This is a genomic window from Streptomyces sp. PH10-H1 (genome assembly GCF_030063355.1).
Lineage (GTDB): Bacteria > Actinomycetota > Actinomycetes > Streptomycetales > Streptomycetaceae > Actinacidiphila.
This window is the reverse complement of record NZ_JASISZ010000079.1, coordinates 13,567-33,617: the sequence shown is the minus strand read 5'-3', so window position 1 is coordinate 33,617 and position 20,051 is coordinate 13,567. Positions and strand designations below refer to the sequence as shown.

Genomic DNA, 20,051 nt, shown 5'->3' with positions numbered 1-20,051 from the left:
GACCCGGCCGTACAACCGGCCCCGGCCGTAGAACCCGCACCGGTCGCGAAACCCGAACCTCCCGCGCCCACCGCGGAACCCACGCCCGCCGCGGAAGCGGAACCGGTACCGCCGCCCGCTGAACCCGCCCCGGCCACCACGCCGGAGACCCCCGACCCCGAGGGAGGCCCGACTCCGTGAACGACATCCTCGATGTCGCGCTGCGGCTCGTCGCCGTTCTCGTCGTCTTTCTCACGCTGCCGCTCGTGATCGGGCAGACCGAGCACAAGGTGATGGCTCATATGCAGGGCCGCCTGGGCCCGATGTACGCGGGTGGCTTCCACGGGTGGGCCCAGCTCGTCGCCGACGGGGTGAAGTTCGCGCAGAAGGAAGACATCGTCCCGACCAACGCGGACCGGCGGATCTTCCAGATGGCCCCGGCCGTCGCGCTCCTCCCGTATCTGCTGGTTCTGATCGCCATTCCGGTCGGTCCGAACGGCTTCGTGGGGCAGGCCATCGACGCGGGGCTGTTCTTCGTGCTCGCGGTGATGGGCGTCGGGGTCCTGGGTTCGCTGATGGCCGGCTGGGCGTCGGCCAACAAGTTCTCCCTTCTCGGGGGGCTCCGTACGGCGGCCCAGCTGATGGCCTACGAGCTGCCGATGCTGCTGGCCGCGGCCTCCGTCGCGATGGCCGCGGGCACGCTCTCGCTCCCCGGGATCGTCGAGGCGTACCACTGGTGGTGGACGCCGTGGCAGATCGTCGGCGCCCTCGTCTTCTTCACGGCGGGCCTTGCCGAGCTGCAGCGCCCCCCGTTCGACATGCCGGTCGCCGACTCGGAGATCATCTTCGGCGCGTACACCGAGTACACGGGCCTGCGCTTCGCGCTGTTCCTGCTCGCGGAGTACGCGGGCATCGTCGTGCTGTGCGGGCTGACCACCGTTCTCTTCCTCGGCGGATGGCACGGTCCGTGGGCCGACAGCGTCGGCTGGCTGTGGACCCTGCTCAAGACCGCGGTCCTCGCCTTCGTCGTCATCTGGCTCCGGGTCACCTATCCGCGCCTTCGTGAGGACCAGTTGCAGAAGCTCGCCTGGACCATCCTCATCCCGCTCGCCCTGGCGCAGATCGCGCTCACCGGCGTCGTCAAGGTGGTGATCTCCTAATGCCCATCCCCGGCCACGGCCTGGCCAAGGGCCTCGCCGTCACCCTGAAGGCGATGACGCGCCGTTCCGTCACCGCGCAGTATCCGGACGCGCAGCCGGACCTGCCGCCGCGCAGCCGCGGCGTGATCGCGCTGTTCGAGGAGAACTGCACGGTCTGCATGCTGTGCGCGCGCGAATGCCCCGACTGGTGCATCTACATCGACTCCCACAAGGAGACGACGCCCGCCACCGCGCCCGGCGGGCGTGAGCGCAGCCGCAACGTGCTCGACCGCTTCGCCATCGACTTCTCGCTCTGCATGTACTGCGGGATCTGCATCGAGGTGTGCCCCTTCGACGCGCTCTTCTGGACGCCGGAGTTCGAGTACGCGGAGACCGACATCCTCGAACTCACCCATGAGCGCGACAAGCTCCGCGACTGGATGTGGACGGTGCCGGCCCCGCCCGCGCTCGACCCCGGCGCCGAGGAGCCCAAGGAGATCGCCGCCGCCCGCAAGGCCGCGGACAAGCTCATCGCCGCGCAGCAGGCAGCGGCGGACGCCGAGACGCAGAAGGACCAGCCGGAGCAGGACCAGCCGGAGCAGGACCAGCCGGAGAGCAGCGCATGACCCTCGCAGCCGCAGCCGCGGCCCCTTCCGGCTTCCTGTCCCCGACCGGGGTCGAGATCGCCTTCGTCCTGGTCGGCATCGCGACCCTCGGCGCCGCCCTGGTCTCCGTCACCACCAAGCAATTGGTGCACGCGGCCCTGTGGCTGGTGGTCGCGCTCGGCGGGATCGCCGTCGAGTACCTCCTTCTCACGGCGGAGTTCATCGCCTGGGTGCAAGTGCTGATCTACGTCGGTTCCGTCGTGGTTCTCATCCTGTTCGGACTGATGCTGACGCGCGCGCCCATCGGCCGCTCCCCGGACGCGGACTCCGACAACCGCTGGGTCGCGGTCACCGTGGCGGCCGCCTCCGCGATCACCCTGGTCTGGGTGGTCGTCGACGCCTTCCGCACCACGTGGATCAATCTGGACGGCGCGGTGCAGGGCTCCACCAAGGTCACCGGGCAGAGCCTCTTCCAGCACTGGGTACTGCCGTTCGAGGCGCTGTCGGTGTTGCTGCTCGCCGCACTCGTCGGCGCCATCGTGCTGTCCCGCAAGAACCAACCGGACCCGGAGAAGGGCAAGGAGAGCTGATGCACCTCGCTTATCCCGCCGTGCTCGCCGTCCTCCTCTTCTCCATCGGGCTGTACGGCGTGCTCGGCCGCCGTAACGCGATCCTCGTCCTGATGTCCGTCGAGCTGATGCTGAACGCGGTCAATCTCAACCTCGTCGCCTTCGACGTCTGGCTCCGTGACACCCTCCACGCCGGCCAGGCGCTGACGCTGTTCACGATCACCATCGCCGCGGCCGAGATCGGCATCGGCCTGGCGATCGTGCTGCTCGTCTACCGCAACCGGGGCAGCTCCGACATCGACAAGCTCACCGACCTCGCCGAAAGCGACCTCGACCCCGACCGCGCCGGTGCCGGCACCACGCCGGAGGCGACGGCAGACGAGAAGGCAGAGGCCACCGCGTGACCCTCACGACCCTTGCCGCGCTGGTCCCCCTCCTGCCGTTCCTCGGCGCGGCCGCCGGACTGCTGCTGGGCAGGCGCGCCCCGGGCTTCGTCCGGCCGCTCGCCGTACTGCCGACCGTGGCGGCCTTCGCGCTGGCCGCGGTCGTCGCCGTGCGTCAGGGCAGCGGTGCCCCCACCGACGCGGCGACCCGGCTCACCCCGACCGGCTCGATCCCCATCGACGTGGCCCTGCACCTGGACGGCTTCGCCGTGCTGATCGCCGTACTCGTCGGCCTGGTCGCGACCTGCGTCCAGCTGTACTCGACGGCGTATCTGCGCGACGACCCCCGTTACCCCTCCTACGCCGCCCTCGTCTCCCTCTTCACCGCCGCCATGTTCCTGGTCGTCTACTCCGGCGACCTGATGGTGCTGCTGGTCGGCTGGGAGATCATGGGCATCTGCTCGTACTTCCTGGTCGGCCACTACTGGGAGACCGAGGTCGCCCGAGCGGCGTCCATGAAGGCGTTCCTCGTCACCAAGCTCGGCGACGTCCCCTTCATCATCGGTGTCTTCGCGCTCGCCACCGATGCCGGAACCTTCCGCATCAACGGGATCCTCACCGCCGCCACCCACGGTGAGCTCCAGCACCCGACGCTCATCGCGCTGCTGCTGCTCGCCGGTGTCGCCGGCAAGTCCGCCCAGTTCCCGCTGCACACCTGGCTGCCCGACGCGATGGCCGGTCCCACCCCGGTGTCCGCGCTGATCCACGCTGCCACCATGGTCGCCGCCGGCATCTACTTCGTCGCCCGGCTGCTGCCCGTCTTCACCTCCTCCGCGGCCGCGCTGGCCGTCCTCGCCGTCATGGCCGCCGTGACCATGATCGGATCGGGTCTGGCCGCCCTCGCCCAGGACGACATCAAACGCGTGCTGGCCTACTCGACGATCGGCCAGCTCGGCTACATGGCGGGCGCGCTCGCCGTGGGCGACCGCAGCGCCGCCGTCTTCCACCTCCTCTCGCACGGCGCCTTCAAGGCGCTGCTCTTCCTCGGCGCGGGCGTGGTCATCCACGCTGCCGGCACCAACTCGCTGGCCGCGATGTCCCGCATGGGCGACCTCGGCAAGCGCGCCCCGGACGCCATGTGGACGATGGGCATCGCCCTGGCGGCCCTCGCCGCCCTGCCCCCCTTCTCCGGCTTCTTCTCCAAGGAATCGGTGCTCCGCGCCGCCGAGCACGCCTCCGGCGGCCACGCCGCCGGTGTGCCGTCAGCGGTCGGCTGGATCGTACTGGCCGCTGGTCTGATCACCGCCGTCCTGACCGCCGGCTACGCCACCCGGCTCTTCCTGCTCGCCTTCCGCGGCCGGGGCCCGGTCTCCGCCGACCACGGCCGCGAGCCGGCCGTGATGAACACCGTCCTGTGGGTGCTCGCCGTCCCCAGCGTCGCCTTCGGCATGATCGCCCTCGTCCCGAAGGTCTTCGACCTCCCGAAGTGGTTCGACGGCACCGAACTCACCCCGACCCTCCTCACCTCCGTCCTCAGCGTCGGCCTCGCCCTCGTTGGCATCCTGGTCACCTATGGCGCCTGGACGGCCGGCGCCGCCCGCCGGACCGCACCCCTCGGCGCGGCCGTCGTACCCTCCGCGGAGACCGAGCCCGCCCTGGTGGAGGAGGCGGCCATCGCCACCCACAAGCTGGTCTTCGGCGACATCGCGGCGGCCGACGACCCGGCCGACCCCGGCCGGCTGCTCCTCGGCCCCCTGCACCGCCACGCGGCGAGCGGGTTCCACCTCGACGCCCTGTACACGGCGCTCTTCGTCCGGCCGGTACTCGCAGCCGCGAGCCTCGTCCACTTCCTCGACCGCGAAGTCGTCGAGACCTACGTACGAGGGGCGGGCGCCGCCCCGCGCCTGCTCGGCGCGGCCGTCCGGCGCGCCCAGACCGGAAATGTCCAGACCTATCTCAGCGCGCTGCTGGCCGGTGCCGTCGTACTCGCCGTCCTCGTCGCCGTCGGAGCGTGAGCCGTGAACGACACCGCCCTCCAGTACGTGCTCGCAGGCATCGTCGTCCTGCCCCTGCTCGGCGCCGTCGGTGCCCTGCTCCCCGCGCCCCCCGGCCTCAAGGGCCGTAACCCGGACCAGGCCGTGCTCCGCCACGGCGTGACGGTCACCGGCGCCGTGCTGATCCTGGCCGTCGTCCTCGCGGCCGGCTTCGACCACGACCACCCGGCGACGATGCAGGCCACGACCGATCTCACGTGGATCCCCGCCCTCAACATCCACATCCATCTCGGCATCGACGGCATCTCGCTCCCCCTCCTCGTACTGACCGCGCTGCTGACCTTCCTCTGCGCGCTCTACAGCTACTTCAAAATGCCCGCGGGCCCGGCGCCCCGGGCCTTCGTCGCCCTTCTCCTCGTCCTCGAAGCGGGCACCCTCAGCACCTTCGCCGTGCTGGACCTGATGCTCTTCTTCCTGGCCTTCGAGATGGTCCTCATCCCCATGTACTTCCTCATCGCCCGCTGGGGCGGCGAGGGCCGCGAGCGCGCCTCGCTGCGCTTCATCCTCTACACCCTCCTCGGTTCCGTGATCATGCTGCTGGGCCTGCTCCTCATCGGGCTGAAAGCGGGCACATTCGACATGGTGGCACTCGCCACTGACAATGGGTCGTCGCTCAGTCACTCCACGCAGCTGCTCGCGGTCCTCGCCATCGGCATCGGCTTCGCGATCAAGGCCCCGATGTGGCCCCTGCACAGCTGGCTCCCGGACGCCCACACCGCGGCGCCCACCGTCGGCTCCGTGCTGCTGGCCGGCGTCATGCTCAAGATGGGCACCTACGGGTTCGTCCGTATCGCGCTGCCCGTCGCCCCCGACGGCATGCACACCTTCGCGCCCTACCTGGCCGCGTTCGCCGTCGTCGGCATCATCTACGGGTCCCTCGCCTGCCTCGCGCTGGTCCGGCAGGGAGCGGGCGGCGACCTCAAGCGCCTCATCGCATACTCCTCCGTCGGCCACATGGGCTTCGTGCTGCTCGGCATCGCCACCCTCACCGCCACCGGCGTGAACGGCGCGCTCTTCGCGAACGTCGCCCACGGCCTCATCACCGGCCTCCTCTTCTTCCTGGTCGGCGCCATCAAGGACCGCTACGGCACCAGTGACCTCGACCGCCTCACCGGGGCGGGCGGCGCCGCCCTCTACGGCAAGGCCCCCCGGCTCGGCGGCCTGCTCGCCTTCGCCGCCGTCGCCTCCCTCGGCCTGCCGGGGCTGGCCGGCTTCTGGGGCGAGATGCTCGCGATGTTCGGCTCCTTCAACCCCGCGGCCGGGCTCAGCCGCCCCGCCTTTCTGACGTTCACCGCGATCGCCGCGTTCGGCACCCTGCTCACCGCCGCGTACCTGCTGGCCGTCGTGCGCCGGGTCTGCATGGGCGACAAGAACACCGCGGAGGCCGAACAGCCGGTCCTGGCCGACATCCAGGGCTACGAGTTCGCCGCCTGGACCCCGCTCGCCGCCCTCACCGTCCTCGCCGGTCTGTGGCCGGCGGCACTTCTCGGCCTCACCGACCCGGCCGTGCGCTCGCTCCTCGGAGGCAGCTGATGAGCACCCTCGCCACCGGATCCCCCGCCGCGGATGTTCTCGCCCCCGGCGCCACGGACGCTCTGTCCACCGGCTCCCTCGCCGCGAACTCCGCCGGCTCCCTCGTGCAGTCCGTCGACTGGCTCGCCATCGCCCCTGCGGCGATCCCCGCGGTCATCGCGCTCCTCGTCCTGGTCGCCGACCTCTTCCTCCCCAAGGAGAAGAAGGCGCTGCTCGGCTGGTTCACCATCGGTGGCCTCGCGCTCGCCGCGCTCGCCCTCGTCCCGCTCCGGCACGGCGAACGCAGGACGTTCTGCCTCACCACCCGCATGGGCGAGTGCTCTTACGTCGCGGACCACTTCACGATCATCGTCCAGCTCCTCGTCATCGGCGGCGCGCTGCTGACGGCGCTGCTGTCCATGCACACCATGGATGAACTCCCCGCCGGCGAGTACTGGTTCCTGCTGCTGTCCTCGGCTGCCGGAGCGGCGCTCCTGCCCGCCTCCCGTGACCTCGCGACCCTCGTCGTCGCCCTCGAAGTCGCGACGCTGCCCGCCTTCGCGCTCGTCGGCATCAAACGCGGTGACCGGCTCTCCTCGGAAGCCGCGCTCAAGTTCTTCCTCTCCTCCGTCGCCGCGACCGCCGTCACCCTGCTCGGCGTCAGCTTCGTGTACGCCGCCACCGGCACCCTCCACCTGGCCTCCATCGCGGATGCCCTCGGCGACGTACAGCCCCAGCTCGCGATCCTCGCCAAGGTCGGCGCCGCCCTCACCCTCGTCGGCTTCGCCTTCAAGCTCGCCGTGGCGCCGTTCCACTTCTGGGTGCCCGACACCTATGTGGGCGCGCCGCTGCCGATCGCCGCCTATCTCTCGGTCGTCGGAAAGGCCGCGGGCTTCTCCGGCCTCATCCTCGTCACCGTCATCGCGTTCGAGCCCCTCGCCGACGTCTGGGGCCCGGTCGTCGCCGTACTGGCCGCTCTCACGATGACCGTCGGCAACGTCGCCGCCCTGCGCCAGCGCGCGGGCCACGCGCACAGCGCCGTCCGGCTGCTGGCCTGGTCCTCCATCGGCCAGGCGGGTTATCTGCTGGTCCCGATCGCGGCAGCCGCCCACTCCGACGACCCCGCGCACCAGATCGGCACCACCGTCGCGTACGCCCTGATGTACGCGGCCGTGAACCTCGGCGCCTTCGCCGTCGCCGCGCTCGTCGCCCGTACGGCCCCGTCCAACCGGCTGACCGACTACCGGGGGCTCTACGCCACCCACCCCCTGGCGGCCCTCGCCATGGCCTTCTTCCTGCTGTGCCTGGCCGGGCTGCCGCCGGGCATCATCGGACTCTTCGCCAAGGTCGCGGTCTTCTCGTCGATCGTCGGCACGGGACCGGCCTGGCTGGCCGTGGTCATGGCCGTCAACGTGGTCATCGCGCTCGTCTACTACCTGCGCTGGACCGCGATCCTGTTCGCCAAGCCGGAGCCGGCACTCGGAGTGGACGCGGCGACGGACGCGGTGACGGACGCGGTGACACCGGCGGCTGGGACAGGTGCCGGAGTGGGTGGCGGAGTGGGTGCCGGAGTGGGTGCCGGATTGGGTGGCGGAGTTGCCGTCGCGACGGCTTCCGCCACCCGGACGCCCGTCCCCCTCACCGCCGCCATCGCCCTCACCGCGGCCCTCGGCATCGTGCTCTCCGGCGTCCCCCAGCTGGTCCTCCGGTACGCCTCGGGGGTCCTTCTCTGACCCCGGCCGGGGCGTGTGCACAAGGGAACTAGCGGCCTTCCGGTGGCGTTGACCAGTACAGGAGGTTCTCCTAAGAGGGGAGAAGGTTCCCCCGCCGCACACCTTGGAGGGCGCACCGTGCACCGCCGGCACAATGGGCTGAAGACCGCCGTACTCCTCGGCGGGCTGTCCGCACTCATCCTCGTGATCGGCAGTTTCTTCGGCCGTACCGGGCTCATCGTCGCGCTCGTCATCGCGATCGGCACCAACGCCTACGCGTACTGGAACAGCGACAAGCTCGCGCTACGCGCGATGCGCGCACGCCCCGTCAGCGAGTTCGAGGCCCCCGCGCTCTACCGCATGGTCCGCGAACTCTCCACGGCAGCCCGCCAGCCCATGCCGCGCCTGTACATCTCGCCCACCGAAGCACCCAACGCCTTCGCCACCGGGCGCAATCCGCGCAACGCGGCCGTCTGCTGCACCGACGGCATCCTGCGCATCCTCGACGAACGCGAGCTGCGCGGCGTCATCGGCCATGAGCTGAGCCATGTCTACAACCGCGACATCCTCATCTCGTCCGTCGCCGGCGCGCTCGCCTCCGTCGTCATGTTCCTCGTCAACTTCGCCTGGCTGATCCCCGTCGGCCGGTCCAGTGACGACGACGGCCCCGGCATCCTCGGCATGCTGCTGCTGATGATCCTGGGCCCGCTGGCCGCCTCCGTCATCCAGCTCGCCGTCAGCCGCTCCCGCGAGTACGAGGCCGACGCGTCCGGCGCCCGCCTCACCGGCGACCCCCTCGCCCTCGCCAGCGCGCTGCGCAAGCTCGACGCCGGCACCAAGCAGCTGCCGCTCCCGCCCGAGCCGCGCCTCGAGACGGCCAGCCATATGATGATCGCCAACCCGTTCCGGCCCGGCACCACCTCCAAGCTGTTCTCCACTCACCCCCCGATGGCTGAGCGCATCGCGCGCCTCGAGCAGATGGCAGGACACCGCCCATGAAGACGCTCCTGAACCTCATCTGGCTCGTCCTGTGCGGCATCTGGATGGCGATCGGCTACGCCATCGCCGGCCTCATCTGCTGCATCCTCATCATCACGATCCCGTGGGGACTGGCCTCCTTCCGCATAGCCAACTACGCGCTGTGGCCCTTCGGCCGCACCACGGTCGAACACCGTGACGCGGGCACGGGCTCGTTCCTCGGCAACATCGTCTGGATCGTCTTCGCCGGCTGGTGGCTGGCCCTCGGCCATATCGTGACCGGCTTCCTCCTCTGCCTGACGATCATCGGCATCCCGTTCGGCATAGCGAACTTCAAGATGATCCCGATCTCGCTGCTCCCGCTCGGCCGCGAAATCGTCCCCACCGACCGGCCGTTCGCCACGCGCTGATCCGTGCTCCGCCGGCGAATCGGCCATCGGTCATAGGTCAGCGGTCAGCGGTCATAGGTCAGCGGTCATCGGGCAGTGGATGTCGGGCAGTGGATGTCGACGAGTTTCTCGAAGAGGAACTCGTGCTTCAGGAACGACGTGTCGTACTCGTGCCCCGGATAGGGCGGAATCAGCTGTGCCGCCTGGATCAGCCGCCAGCCGTCGCACAGCGCGGCCACCCCCGTCCCGTACGGCGGCTCGTCGCTGTCGCCGGTGGTCGGCGAGGTGGCCCCCGTCCCGTCGTAGACGGACCAGCCCACCACCTCGGAGTCCAGGGCCGAGGTGCCCAGGTACAGCGCCAGGACCTGCTGCCGTCGTGTGCTCATCCGTCGCTCCTCAGGTGTGGGGTGACGCGCTGCGGCCGGTTGGCGACCCGCGTCATCCAGTGGTCCATGTCGTAGGTGCTGTCGCCGGTCAGCGCCCGCCACAGCTTGATCCGGTTGTGGAACTCCAGCCGGGCGGCGGCGGGTTCGTACCAGGGGAAGGACGTGCCCAGCTCGGCCTCGACCGCCGGGTCGGCGAGATCGCCCGTGTCCCACAGCCGCAGCTGCCGCACCGTCGGGTTGAAGCGGATCTTGAACATGTAGCGCGCGATGTCACTGTCGTTGCGCCGCCCGCCGTGCCAGATCCCGTGGTGCAGGAACACCACGGTCCCGGCCGGGCACACCAGCCGCGACTGCCCGCGCAGGTTCTGGTAGCGGCCGGTGTCGGTCTCGTTCGTACGCCGCAGATGGCTGCCGGGCACGCTCAGGGTGCCGCCCATCTCCAGCGTCACCGCCTGCGGGTAGTACATGAGCTGCACGTCGAACGCGTCCGGCCGTACGTCGATGATCGCGTCGGCGTGCAGCGGCTGCGCCTGCCCGTCCCTCGGCTGCCGGATGTGCACCGCGTGATGGTCGACGGTCGGCCCCGGGCCCACCAGACTGCGCAAAGCGCCCGCCACCACCGGCAGTTCGACGAGGTCCCGCGCGAACGAGCCCTGCGCGTACGCCTCCTCCAGCGGTGTCCCGTACGGCACGCCGGGTATCCCGGCGGCCAGGACGTCCATCGCACGCTCGTTCATCACGTCCGGTACCACCGCGTCCATGCGCAGCGAGCCGTGTGCCACGAAGTGCGCCATCCGTACGGAGGTCAGCAGGTCCCCGCGGGCCGGCCCACCGGGTGCCGCGCGGCTTGTTCCACCACTCGTCCTACTGGCTTGGGTACTGGCTTGGGTACTGGTTTCGACGCGGGTTTCGATGCTGGTTGCCATGCGCCAAAGCTAGGGAGGAAGCCCATGGCAGCGCGTTGGTCACACTCACCACTACTGGTACGTTTTCACCATGGATGCCGTCACGCTCCATCTGGACGAACCGCCCCGAGTGGTGAACCTCGGCGTCGGAGTCCACGGCCCCGCCGGCCACACCGACGTCTTCCGGCTCCCCGACCTCTGGCAGCTGCACCTCTACCGGTACACGGCCGACCTCACCGTCGACGGCACCCCGCACGCCATCCGCCCCGGCCGTGTCAGCCTCGTCCCGCCCGGTGCGACCGTCCGGTACCGGTACCGCGGCCGCTCGGAACACCTGTACGCCCATCTGTGCATCCCCGAGGCCGGCGAGCCCCGCAGCGTCCCCGTCATCCAGGACGCGGGCGCGCAACTGCCCATGCTGTCCGCCCTGATGCTGCAGGCGGTGGCCGCCCAGCCCGGCACCCCCGCCAGGACGGCGGCAGAGGTCTGGGCCGTGCTGTGGCGCGTCGCCCACCTCACGCCCCCCGCCGCGTCCGGCGGCCCGCACCCGGCCGTGGCCGCCGCCATCGCGCACATCGAGTCGCACCTCGCCGACCCGCTGACCGTCCCGGCCATCGCCCATGTGGCCGGCATCTCGCACAACCACCTCACCAGGCTGTTCCGCGCCGAAACCGGCGGCACCGTCGTGGCCTACATCCGGCACCGCCGCCTGGAACGCGCCCGCCACTTGCTGCGCGAGTCCACGCTCTCCATCCCCGCTGTGGCCGCCTCGGTCGGCATCGCCGACCTGCAGGCCTTCAACAAGGCCTGCCGCCGCGAACTGGGCGCATCCCCCCGCGCGGTCCGGCACCGGCCCGCGGTCCGGCCCCTGAACGCCGCGAGGGCGGCAGCCGAGGTCCCCCTCGGCCGCCGCCCTCCCGCGTGAAATCGCGCTCGAACGGTTCGTATCGCCGAACCGGTCAGCGGTAGTTCACATACTGCAGCGCGAAGTCGAAGTCCTTGCCCTTCAACAGCGCCTGAACGGCCTGCAGGTCGTCCCGGCTCTTCGAGCTGACGCGCAGCTCGTCGCCCTGGACCTGTGCCTTGATGCCCTTCGGGCCCTCATCGCGGATGATCTTCGCGACCTTCTTGGCGTTGTCCTGCGAGATCCCCTCCTCGATCGAGGCGAAGATCTTGTACTCCTTGCCGGAGAGCTGCGGCTCACCCGCGTCCAGCGACTTGAGCGAGATCCCACGCTTGATCAGCTTGGTCTCGAAGACGTCGAGGATCGCCTTGACCCGCTCCTCCGAGTTCGCCTGCATCAGAATCTTCTCGCCCGACCAATCGATCGAGGCCCCGACGTTCTTGAAGTCGTAGCGCTGCGAGATCTCCTTCGCGGTCTGGTTGAGGGCGTTGTCGACCTCCTGCCGCTCGACCTTCGAGACGATGTCGAAACTGGAGTCGGCCATCTTCAGTTGGCTCCTTGGCTGTGATCCGTCAGTACCGCGACCCGTCCCCGGACCGCCCTCCCAGCCTAGCCACCGCACCTGCCCCGAACACTGATCAATGAGGTGGCGAACCACCCCCGGGCATCAGGTATCGTTTACGTCGTTGCCACAGACCACCCTCAAAAGTGACCTGCGGCGGCTTCCCTGGCGGTGTGCCCGAGTGGCCAAAGGGAGCAGACTGTAAATCTGCCGGCTCAGCCTACCCAGGTTCGAACCCTGGCGCCGCCACGGTATTAGAACGGCCCTTGACCTGCGGAAACGTAGATCAGGGGCCGTTTTCGTGTGCAAGTGTCGCCGGTCCCCAATTGGGTGCTTTGCCCCAGTGTGTCTCACCTTGCTTCGCGTGCTGATCAGCGCGTGTGGGGCGGGCGTGGGGCAGCCTGTGACGCTCGTCTCTCTCGGCTACCGCCCGCCCCTCAGGGTCGCTTCGATCCTGGCGTTCGCTGTTACGGCGGCACCCTCCAGGCACTTGGCGTAGACCCGGAAGAGGACAGCCACGCTGTGGCCGGCACGTTGAGCCACCACCTGGGGCTCCACCCCCGAACTGAGCCAGGTGGAGACAGCCGCGTGCCGCAGGTCGTAGGGCCGCTTCGCCAGTGGTGACGCGCACTGGAGCGGCGTGAGGGCGCGCGAGCGGGCTTCTGCCCACACCTCGCCGTATCCGGTGTCCTGGATGAGTCCGCCGCGCGAGGTCTGGAAGAGCCGTCCGTCATCGGTTGTGCCGTAGGCGGTGATGTGCCACCGGAGCAGAGCGACCAGGTCAGGCGGGATCGGGACCGAGCGCACCGCTTTCCGGGGGCGGTGCTTGAGTCCGCGCTGCTCGTGGGCCTTCCCGCTGTCGGTCCAGGCCGACCCAGACCGGGGGCGTGTCTCGCGCAGCCATAGGGTCCCCCACCCCCGGCGGGGTAGGTGGCAGTCCTGGAGGCGCAGCCCGATCACTTCTGCCGGCCGTGCGGCCGCGTAGTACATGCACCCGAAGAACGCGACCAGGCGGCGGCCCCGCGCGCTCTGCGCCTGCACCGCGCTGAGCAGGGCGAGAGCCTGCCTTGGGTCCGGCACGGTAGCGGGGTCCAACTCCTCGGCCACCTGCTCGGGAGCCTTCCACTGGACCTGCGGGAGAGGGTTCATCGACAGGCGCCCGGCATCGACCGCGTAGCCGAGCGCGTTGTGGAAGATGGCCCGCTTCCTGCGGATCGTTGACGCTGCGGCGGTGGTGCCGTCCAGCTTCTTGGTCAGCGCGTCCAGCGCGGATCGAACGTGCATCCTGTCGGCCAGGGCCGACGTGGGTAGGGACTTCCGCTCGAACCAAGCGAGCACTTTGGCCACGTCGGCCGGGGGCTCCTCGGTGCGCCGCGTCACGTTGAAGGCCCAGCTATAGAGCGCGACGCGCAAGGTGTTCGCGTCGGCCATGCCCTTGGTATCCGTGACCAGGGCGGGGGCGATGGTCGCCATCGCTTCGGCCAAGGTCCTGCGGGTGGAGCCGGGGGAGTGCTCCCACTTCATTTCAATGTAGTCGCGAGCGTGCTGGTACCAGCTCACCTCCTTGCTCTCTCGCAGCTCCCTGACCGGCACCCCGGTAGTCTCATCGAACGGTTCACCGCTGTGCATGGCCCTCAGCAGTTCCGCCCGGCGGCCGTCGGCCAGCGTCTTGGTTCGGAACGTCTGGGAGTGCGGTGTCTGGCCCGTCTTCCAGCGGAGTTCCGCTGATGTCTGCCCGCGATCCTTGCGCTGCCGGACGGCCCAGATTCGTACGTCGTACGTGGGCATGGTGCTCCCAAGAAAGAGGGACCCGCCGGATCGGCGGGCCCCGTGTGGTTGGTCAGGTCAGGCGGCGGCGCGCTGTCCGCAGCGCTCCCACCAGGCGTCCAAGTCGGCACGGCTCACCCGCAGGTGGCCATTCGGCAGCTTCTGCAGGCGCGGTGCCTGCCCACGGGCGCGCATGCGGTAGAAGGCGGCGCGGCTCATGTCGATCTCAGCGAGGACTTCGGGGAGCTTGAGCATCTGGGGGCGTGCCATGGCTGTGACTCCTTCGCGAAGCGGCGGGAGCGGGCGATCGCCCTCCCCTTCTCTCTCAGGTCCGCTACATCCGCTACGCCGCTACATTGCAGGTCAGCGGCATGATTTTTGTAGCGGACGGGTCCGATGTAGCGGCTACGCCCGTTCGGCGGTGCGGAGGCGTAGCCGCTACATCGGTGGTTGCCGCTACAGATTCAGGGGCTCTGACCTGGGATGTAGCGGCGTAGCGGATGTAGCGGCTGTGGGGGGAGGGCAGTAGCGGGTCCAGGCGTCTTCGAGGTCTTTGGCGAAGAAGCCTTTGAGGATTCCGCCCGATGTGCGGATGTTGCGGGAGGTGATGGGGTCGTTGTCGGCGGTCATGTACTCGCCGAGCATTTTGGACAGGCGCCGGTTGTCGAGCGGTTTGCCGTTCAGGTCCGCCCAGGGGGCGTCATCGAGGGCGTTGAGGCGGTCGAGAATGGCGATGGTGGGCAGACGGTCAATCCCGATCAGGACGTGATCCCGCAGATCGGTGAGCAAGCGAATGCCGAGACTGCCTTTGTCGTTGGCTTGCGAAGCCTTGACGAGAGTCACGCAGGCTTCGCGGGCCCGGTCGGGCCAGTCACCCCCGGCGGCGTCCGCGATGGCCAGCAGCCCTTCCCACACGTCGGCGGGCCGGTCGCTGACCCCGTCGGGCATCTCGGGCCAAGCCCCCATCACCCAACCGCGCGCCTGCTCCGCCCAGTCGGCGAGACGGTCGCGCAGCGCGTGACCTTCCTGCTCATGCAGGCGGGCGCGGAAAGGCTCGATCGTTTCGTTCCTGGCCCGCCGCCGCATGCGGATGATGACCGAGCGCGTCAAGATCGTGTCCGGCAACGAGCCCAGACCCGCGACCGCAACGGCGGTGTAGGACGGGAACGGCGTGACAGTCTGGCTATCACCAACGCACCGGTACGTGACCCCGGTCCGGCGGTGACCTGCGTTGAGGAACCCGCGCAACTCCTCGTTGTCGCCGGCCTTGGGCCCGAAGACGGTATCGATCTCATCGAACAGGATCGTGGGCCGCCCGTCCGGTCCGGACACCGCCCGGAACAGGGCCGCTGCGGAGGCGTTCACCGCGACCATGGGACGCGGCACGAGCGTTTCCACGATCTCCAGCGCCCGTGACTTCCCGGACCCCGGTTCCGGGGACAGGAACGCGAGGCGGGGGGTGGAGTCGAAGCAGTCCAGCAGGTGCGCGTGCGCGTTCCACAACGTCACGGCCACGTAGGCGGCTTGGCTGGGGAAGATGTTGAAGCGGCGGTGGAAGGCTTCCACCTCGTTGAGGAGTTCCGCCCCGTCCATGGGGCTGGCGTTGGGTTGTGTGCTGGTCATGCGGCGTCCCTCGCATCCAGGTCAACGGCTTGGGGGTTGATGAGGGGGCAGGCGGCTTGGTGCCGCTTGTGGGCGAGGATGAGTTGTTCGGTGTTGGCCCGTCCGACCGCTTGTCGCTGGTAGCCGCACTCGCACCACGACCGCCCGGACGCAATGGCCTTCCGGTCTGATGGCGCGATGACGTGCAGCACGGCCACCACCCGCAGCCGGGGGTCCGAGTCGGTGGGGGTGTGCGGGTCAGGGACAACAGCAGTGCGGACGCCTTCGGCGACGACTTTCGGCGCACCACTGCCGGATGGGGCCCGGGCCGGTTCGGCGGGGCCGGGCTGGTCGGGGGTGGTGGGGAAGCTTTTCAGGCCGGGGCGGGGTCCGGGGGCGGTCATACCGCCTCCCGGGGTCGGGCGGTGCGCAGGGAGTAGTTCAGTGCACTGGTGATGGTGGTGCGGCACTCGGCAGCGGTGAGTCCCGCCGCCTCACCCGCGACCTGAAAAGCCGCTTCTACGGTGGTGCGGTCGATGTCGCGCCAGGCGACGAACCGACCGATGCGGATGACCGAGTCCAGCAACTCCCGGTTACGCGAACCGATGGCGGTGCGCGCGGCCACGGCTGCGGCCTCCCGTTCGAGCGCGACCGCAGCGCACCGCGTGGCGTTGCGGACGGGCACGGGCCGGAACGGGGCCGCCGGAAGCCCCCGGGGGACCGTCAGGGCGGTTTGCAGCCATTCAGGCAGTTTTGTAACCGGGGCGTCGCACAGGACCGTGTACGGGCCCGCAGGGGTGATGCTGCCGGGAGCGACGACTTGCCCGCCCCATGCCCTCGTGTCGATCTTGGGTGCGAGAGTACCGGCGGTGCTGCCCAACCGGACCCCGGCGGGGGCGGTGAAGTACAGGTGCTGGCCACCGCGTGCGGTCCGGGTCCGGTAGGTGGTGGGGACGGCCTGTCCGGCGCGCTCGCAGAGTGCCTTAAAGGTCGTCACGCCGGAAGGCGTGCCCTTCGGCTCTTTCGGCTTGGGCAGGTCGAGGTCCACCACGACCAGCCCGGACGGGCCGGTAGCGATCCCGACGTTGAACGGCCCGGCACCCCATGCCTGCCGGATGCGGTCGGGGTCGGTGGTGGCGCGTTGCTCCCATTTGCGGTGACCGCCTGCGCAGTCCCCGGTGCCGGGGCACTGTGTTTCGCCGTGGAGGGCGGGGGGCTTGTCGCCGGGTCGGAGCGGGATGACGTACCAGCCGCGTTGGGCGGCTTGCAGAGCGGCGTCCAATAACGGCCGGTGGACCGCTCGCCGGATGAGGGTGCGTTGGGTCATGCTGGCTGTCTCCAGTTCTCTGAATGGATGCGCTGGATGCGAGGGCGGCCCGTGACTTTGGCGAGACGGGGGCCGCCCTCGGCGTAGCTACTGGGCGGTGGACCAGCGGGCGTATTCGCGGCGGACGTACTCACGCGGGGCGCTGATGGCGTCGGCGCGGTCGTGCTCCACCAGGCGCCGGGCGGCTTCCTCCGCCGCCGTGTCGGCGTCCATGCCGCTCCCGGCAACGATGAAGCTGCGGTGGTGCTCGGTGAGGGCGATGCGGTCGAAGACAGCCGCCTTGCGCAACCAGTACTCGCGCAGGCTGGTGAGCTGGCCGAAGTCCCGGGCGGTTCTGGCTACCCAGGTGATCTCCAGGGTGATGCTGGGGGCGAGCGCGTACGCGGACTCGGGGTCCTCGGTGACGTTGGCGGTGACCATGGGGGTCTCCTTCGGGTTGCTCAGCCGTGGAAGTGGTTGCGCTTGAACACGGCGCGGCCGATGTTCACGACCGTCCCGCCCTCGCCGTGGCCGGGACCGAGGACGCGGACGGCGACGGCTCCGCCGAAGATGACGGCGGCCAGGATGATGAGCTGGTGAACGAACGCGGCCAGCGCCGCGATGAAGCTCGTGAGGATGAGTAGGCCGCCGCACACAGCGGCGAACCCGATCCCTCCGAGCGCGAGGTTCACGGCCGTGCGGCTGACCACCGGGCGCGCGACGGGCGGCGCGGCCGGCGCATGCGGGCTGAGCGCGTAGCCGGTGACGATCCGCCCGTCGGGAAGCTGGACGCTCTGGACGGCTGGCACCGGACCCGTGGCGAGCACGATCGGCGCGGCGGGTATCGGAGCGATGGGGGCCGGTTGGTAGACGGTCGCGGCCCGCTGCGCGGGCGCGTGCCGGACATGCTCGGTCATGATGTGGAATCCCTTTCCGAGGATGGTGGGGGAGGCAGACACAGCCCCTCCCATGGGCGCTGTGGAGGGGGTTTCAGGGGTCTGAGCTGGGCGGCTCCCCGCCTCCCCAGGCTGGTGTTTTCGCTGATCAAGCCGGGGGATGCGGGTCGGGGAGGCGGTTGGGGAGTTCTCCCCGCCTCCCCGACCCGGCAGGGGGGCGCCTCCCCTCACTCGGAGGCGGAAGCGGAACCGTCCTGAGGGCGGTTGGTCATGGCCCGCGAGATGCGGTCGCGGTCGATGACCATGCGCCCGTGCGACTTGTACGGCTCAGCTCCGGTGCCATCGAGCACCCGCTTGAGGTCAACGAACGACCAGCCGCCGTACGCGTCCTCGTTCAGTGCGGCCAGCCGCTTGAGAACGTCTTGGGTGAGCACACGCGCCGCGTCACCCACGACGTCCGCGATGTCGGCGAGCGGATCACGGTCCTCGCCGGACTCGATGACGTGCAGGGTGGTGACGCCATCACGCAGCGCCTTGGCCCGGTCGGTGATGGCTACGGCCTCGTCGTCGTTGATGTAGTGCGTGCGGACCGTGATGGACGCCTGTCCGGCCGGGATGGCGATGCCGTCGGACGCGACGACCAGGGTTCCTCGGTCCAGGCCGGGGCGCAGCAGGTTCGGTGCGGCCCCGCCGTCAACCGCCTTGTCTCCGAGCGCCATGCGGGCTTGGGACTCGGTGCCCAGCGCGAGCGAGGCGCGGGTGTGGGCGCCTTCGCGGACCAGCTTGGGAAGGTTCTGGTCGGTGGGGTCCTGGGTGCCCTGCCACATCAGGACGTTGACCGCACGACCCTGGTTGTGGATCTTCCGGACGCCCATGAAATAACGGGAGTTGGCCTTGGAACCGCCGTAAGGGCGCTTGTCGGCGTCCTTGAGCGGGCACATGAACGCGACCTGCGCCTCATCAACCACCACGACCAGCAACGGGAAGACCGTGCCGGGCGGAGCCTGCAGGCGACGGTTCATCTCCTGCACCGCGCCCTCGACCATCTCGGTCACCTGGATCACATGCTCATCCGTCGGCCCCTGAATCAAGGTGGTGGCCAGGCCATCGAACATGGCCCAGTCACCCACGCCCTTGAGGTCACCCATCAGGAACTGCACCGACTTGTCCAGCGCCAGCCACAGCGCCAGCGAGCGCAGGGCAACGGTCTTGCCCTGGTTCGACAGCCCCGTGACCAGCACATGGCGCTGATACAGGCTGATCGCTGCCGCATCCCCGCGCAGGTCCTGCCCCCACGGGGCGCGACCCTTGACGTAGTCGGCGGTCATCGTGTCGTCAGTGACCATCGGAGACGGCCCGATCGGCTCGTCCAGGGCTCCACTGTCCGCGATCCACAGGCGGACCGTGCGGGCCGCGACAGGGATGGTGATGAACACTTCATGCTCGTGCCGGGCCAGGTTCTCCGCCAACTTCCGGCGCCGGTTCTGCACCTCGATCGTCGACACCCCGGACGGCAGCGTTACGTCGACTTCCACACCGCATCCGGCGATGCGGATCGGGCCGAGCATGGCCGCGCCGGCGTCGCCCATCTCCTTGATGGCGTTGCGCAACGGGGCAACGCCCAGATCCCGCAGCGCCTTGACCACGACGGACGGGGTGATCGGTTCGCCCTCGCCGTTGCGGACGTTGGCGGGCAGCGCCCATTGGGGTGCTGCCCGCTGATTGCGGCCGACCGCCCACAGCGCCAGCAGCGCCAGGAACGGCCCGATGGTGATCAGCGGTCCCCATACCGCCTGCACAATCATGATCAGGAGGCTGATGAACTTCACCACGGCCATCAGCGGGGTGACCACGTCGGTGACATCTTTGGTGGCGATCGCCAGGACGACACCGAGCGCGACCAGTGAGCCGATGCCCATGCCGGTGCCGACCAGCACACCCCGGGCGGCGTCGACGGGTGCGGTGAGCAGGTCCATGCGGCGGCGGTGGCGCTCGGTGCGGAAGCGCTGCCCGCGCTCCTCCCACTCCGCAGCCACCTCAAGGTTTCCCGCTGCCTCAGCGGCCCGCAGCATCCGCTCATAGCGGGACGCGGTACGCCCCTCCCAGGTGCGGCGGGCCACGATCCGGGTGCCGCCGACCGCGTACATGGTGTGCCGGACAGCCAACCGCCCCGCCGTGCGGGTGCGCTCATGCGTGGCGGCGGACTGGATGGCCCGTGCGGAGCGCACCCACAGCGGGATAACCGCAGCCGCGGGAACGGCAGCGAGCGCGGCCGGGGCCGACGCCGTTTCGTCGGGTGTGGTGTTGGTGGGCTGATCCTTGAACAGATGGACGACGTTCTCACTCATGCTGGAGTTCTCCTGTCGTGCCCTGAGGGCGGATGGGGGTGCGGGGCGGCCGGTT

At 69.8% G+C, this 20,051-nt stretch carries 22 protein-coding genes and 1 tRNA gene; 12 read left to right on the top strand and 11 right to left on the bottom strand.

Annotated features, from left to right (window positions below; all coding sequences use genetic code 11):
- From QMK24_RS33530 to QMK24_RS33485, 10 genes are all read left to right on the top strand, one after another.
- On the top strand, positions 1 to 180 hold a 180-nt coding region (locus tag QMK24_RS33530), incomplete at its 5' end, for a hypothetical protein (RefSeq protein WP_283470643.1).
- On the top strand, positions 177 to 1,139 hold the full coding sequence (gene nuoH, locus QMK24_RS33525; protein WP_283470642.1) for an NADH-quinone oxidoreductase subunit NuoH: 963 nt from the start codon (positions 177 to 179) through the stop codon (positions 1,137 to 1,139). The genes QMK24_RS33530 and nuoH, both read left to right, overlap by 4 nt.
- On the top strand, positions 1,139 to 1,744 hold the full coding sequence (locus QMK24_RS33520) for a NuoI/complex I 23 kDa subunit family protein (RefSeq protein ID WP_283470641.1): 606 nt from the start codon (positions 1,139 to 1,141) through the stop codon (positions 1,742 to 1,744). The genes nuoH and QMK24_RS33520 overlap by 1 nt, the downstream gene beginning before the upstream one ends.
- A complete protein-coding gene (locus QMK24_RS33515) occupies positions 1,741 to 2,313 on the top strand; it encodes an NADH-quinone oxidoreductase subunit J family protein (RefSeq protein WP_283470640.1) in 573 nt (190 codons plus the stop codon). The genes QMK24_RS33520 and QMK24_RS33515 overlap by 4 nt, the downstream gene beginning before the upstream one ends.
- A complete protein-coding gene (gene nuoK, locus QMK24_RS33510; RefSeq protein ID WP_283470639.1) occupies positions 2,313 to 2,696 on the top strand; it encodes an NADH-quinone oxidoreductase subunit NuoK in 384 nt (127 codons plus the stop codon). Before QMK24_RS33515 ends, nuoK begins: the two co-directional genes overlap by 1 nt.
- Positions 2,693 to 4,690, top strand: a complete 1,998-nt coding sequence (locus QMK24_RS33505) for an NADH-quinone oxidoreductase subunit 5 family protein (protein ID WP_283470638.1) — start codon at positions 2,693 to 2,695, stop codon at positions 4,688 to 4,690. The genes nuoK and QMK24_RS33505 overlap by 4 nt, the downstream gene beginning before the upstream one ends.
- A 3-nt stretch (positions 4,691 to 4,693) precedes the next feature.
- Entirely contained in the window at positions 4,694 to 6,262 is a 1,569-nt protein-coding gene (locus tag QMK24_RS33500) for a complex I subunit 4 family protein (protein WP_283470637.1), read from the top strand.
- Positions 6,262 to 7,974 carry an NADH-quinone oxidoreductase subunit N gene (locus QMK24_RS33495; protein WP_283470636.1) on the top strand — a complete coding sequence of 571 codons (1,713 nt, stop codon included), beginning with the start codon at positions 6,262 to 6,264 and terminating at the stop codon, positions 7,972 to 7,974. The genes QMK24_RS33500 and QMK24_RS33495 overlap by 1 nt, the downstream gene beginning before the upstream one ends.
- A gap of 117 nt (positions 7,975 to 8,091) precedes the next feature.
- Entirely contained in the window at positions 8,092 to 8,952 is an 861-nt protein-coding gene (gene htpX / locus QMK24_RS33490; RefSeq protein WP_283470634.1) for a zinc metalloprotease HtpX, read from the top strand.
- Complete coding sequence (locus tag QMK24_RS33485; RefSeq protein ID WP_283470633.1) at positions 8,949 to 9,341, top strand: YccF domain-containing protein; 393 nt, start codon at positions 8,949 to 8,951, stop codon at positions 9,339 to 9,341. Before htpX ends, QMK24_RS33485 begins: the two co-directional genes overlap by 4 nt.
- Positions 9,342 to 9,406: 65 nt before the next feature.
- On the opposite strand, the gene QMK24_RS33480 is transcribed toward QMK24_RS33485, so the two are convergent.
- Both QMK24_RS33480 and QMK24_RS33475 read right to left on the bottom strand, forming a co-directional pair.
- On the bottom strand, positions 9,407 to 9,706 hold the full coding sequence (locus QMK24_RS33480) for a hypothetical protein (RefSeq protein ID WP_283470631.1): 300 nt from the start codon (positions 9,704 to 9,706) through the stop codon (positions 9,407 to 9,409).
- Complete coding sequence (locus QMK24_RS33475) at positions 9,703 to 10,500, bottom strand: phytanoyl-CoA dioxygenase family protein (protein ID WP_283470646.1); 798 nt, start codon at positions 10,498 to 10,500, stop codon at positions 9,703 to 9,705. The genes QMK24_RS33480 and QMK24_RS33475 overlap by 4 nt, the downstream gene beginning before the upstream one ends.
- 202 nt (positions 10,501 to 10,702) lie before the next feature.
- Between QMK24_RS33475 and QMK24_RS33470 the strand changes: the two genes are divergently transcribed.
- Entirely contained in the window at positions 10,703 to 11,536 is an 834-nt protein-coding gene (locus QMK24_RS33470) for a helix-turn-helix domain-containing protein (RefSeq protein WP_283470630.1), read from the top strand.
- 34 nt (positions 11,537 to 11,570) lie between these two features.
- Here the strand turns inward: QMK24_RS33470 and QMK24_RS33465 are convergent, their stop codons facing one another.
- Positions 11,571 to 12,059: a YajQ family cyclic di-GMP-binding protein gene (locus QMK24_RS33465; protein ID WP_283470629.1), complete on the bottom strand. Its 489-nt coding sequence runs from the start codon at positions 12,057 to 12,059 to the stop codon at positions 11,571 to 11,573.
- 185 nt (positions 12,060 to 12,244) lie between these two features.
- Between QMK24_RS33465 and QMK24_RS33460 the strand changes: the two genes are divergently transcribed.
- Positions 12,245 to 12,326 (top strand) — tRNA-Tyr (locus tag QMK24_RS33460).
- A gap of 174 nt (positions 12,327 to 12,500) precedes the next feature.
- On the opposite strand, the gene QMK24_RS33455 is transcribed toward QMK24_RS33460, so the two are convergent.
- From QMK24_RS33455 to QMK24_RS33420, 8 genes are all read right to left on the bottom strand, one after another.
- Complete coding sequence (locus QMK24_RS33455) at positions 12,501 to 13,865, bottom strand: tyrosine-type recombinase/integrase (RefSeq protein ID WP_283470628.1); 1,365 nt, start codon at positions 13,863 to 13,865, stop codon at positions 12,501 to 12,503.
- A 57-nt stretch (positions 13,866 to 13,922) separates the two neighbouring features.
- Entirely contained in the window at positions 13,923 to 14,114 is a 192-nt protein-coding gene (locus tag QMK24_RS33450) for a helix-turn-helix transcriptional regulator (protein WP_283470627.1), read from the bottom strand.
- A gap of 186 nt (positions 14,115 to 14,300) precedes the next feature.
- The gene (locus tag QMK24_RS33445; RefSeq protein WP_283470626.1) at positions 14,301 to 15,467 is read right to left on the bottom strand and encodes a DUF3631 domain-containing protein; all 1,167 of its coding nucleotides are present in this window, start codon (positions 15,465 to 15,467) and stop codon (positions 14,301 to 14,303) included.
- Complete coding sequence (locus tag QMK24_RS33440) at positions 15,464 to 15,850, bottom strand: hypothetical protein (RefSeq protein WP_283470625.1); 387 nt, start codon at positions 15,848 to 15,850, stop codon at positions 15,464 to 15,466. Before QMK24_RS33440 ends, QMK24_RS33445 begins: the two co-directional genes overlap by 4 nt.
- Entirely contained in the window at positions 15,847 to 16,773 is a 927-nt protein-coding gene (locus QMK24_RS33435) for a bifunctional DNA primase/polymerase (protein ID WP_283470624.1), read from the bottom strand. Before QMK24_RS33435 ends, QMK24_RS33440 begins: the two co-directional genes overlap by 4 nt.
- An 87-nt stretch (positions 16,774 to 16,860) precedes the next feature.
- The gene (locus QMK24_RS33430; protein ID WP_283470623.1) at positions 16,861 to 17,193 is read right to left on the bottom strand and encodes a hypothetical protein; all 333 of its coding nucleotides are present in this window, start codon (positions 17,191 to 17,193) and stop codon (positions 16,861 to 16,863) included.
- 20 nt (positions 17,194 to 17,213) lie between these two features.
- Entirely contained in the window at positions 17,214 to 17,672 is a 459-nt protein-coding gene (locus tag QMK24_RS33425; protein WP_502989168.1) for a hypothetical protein, read from the bottom strand.
- A 203-nt stretch (positions 17,673 to 17,875) separates the two neighbouring features.
- Positions 17,876 to 19,996, bottom strand: coding sequence for an FtsK/SpoIIIE domain-containing protein (locus tag QMK24_RS33420; protein ID WP_283470621.1), 2,121 nt, complete (start codon positions 19,994 to 19,996; stop codon positions 17,876 to 17,878).
- Between the last annotated feature and the right edge of the window lie 55 nt (positions 19,997 to 20,051).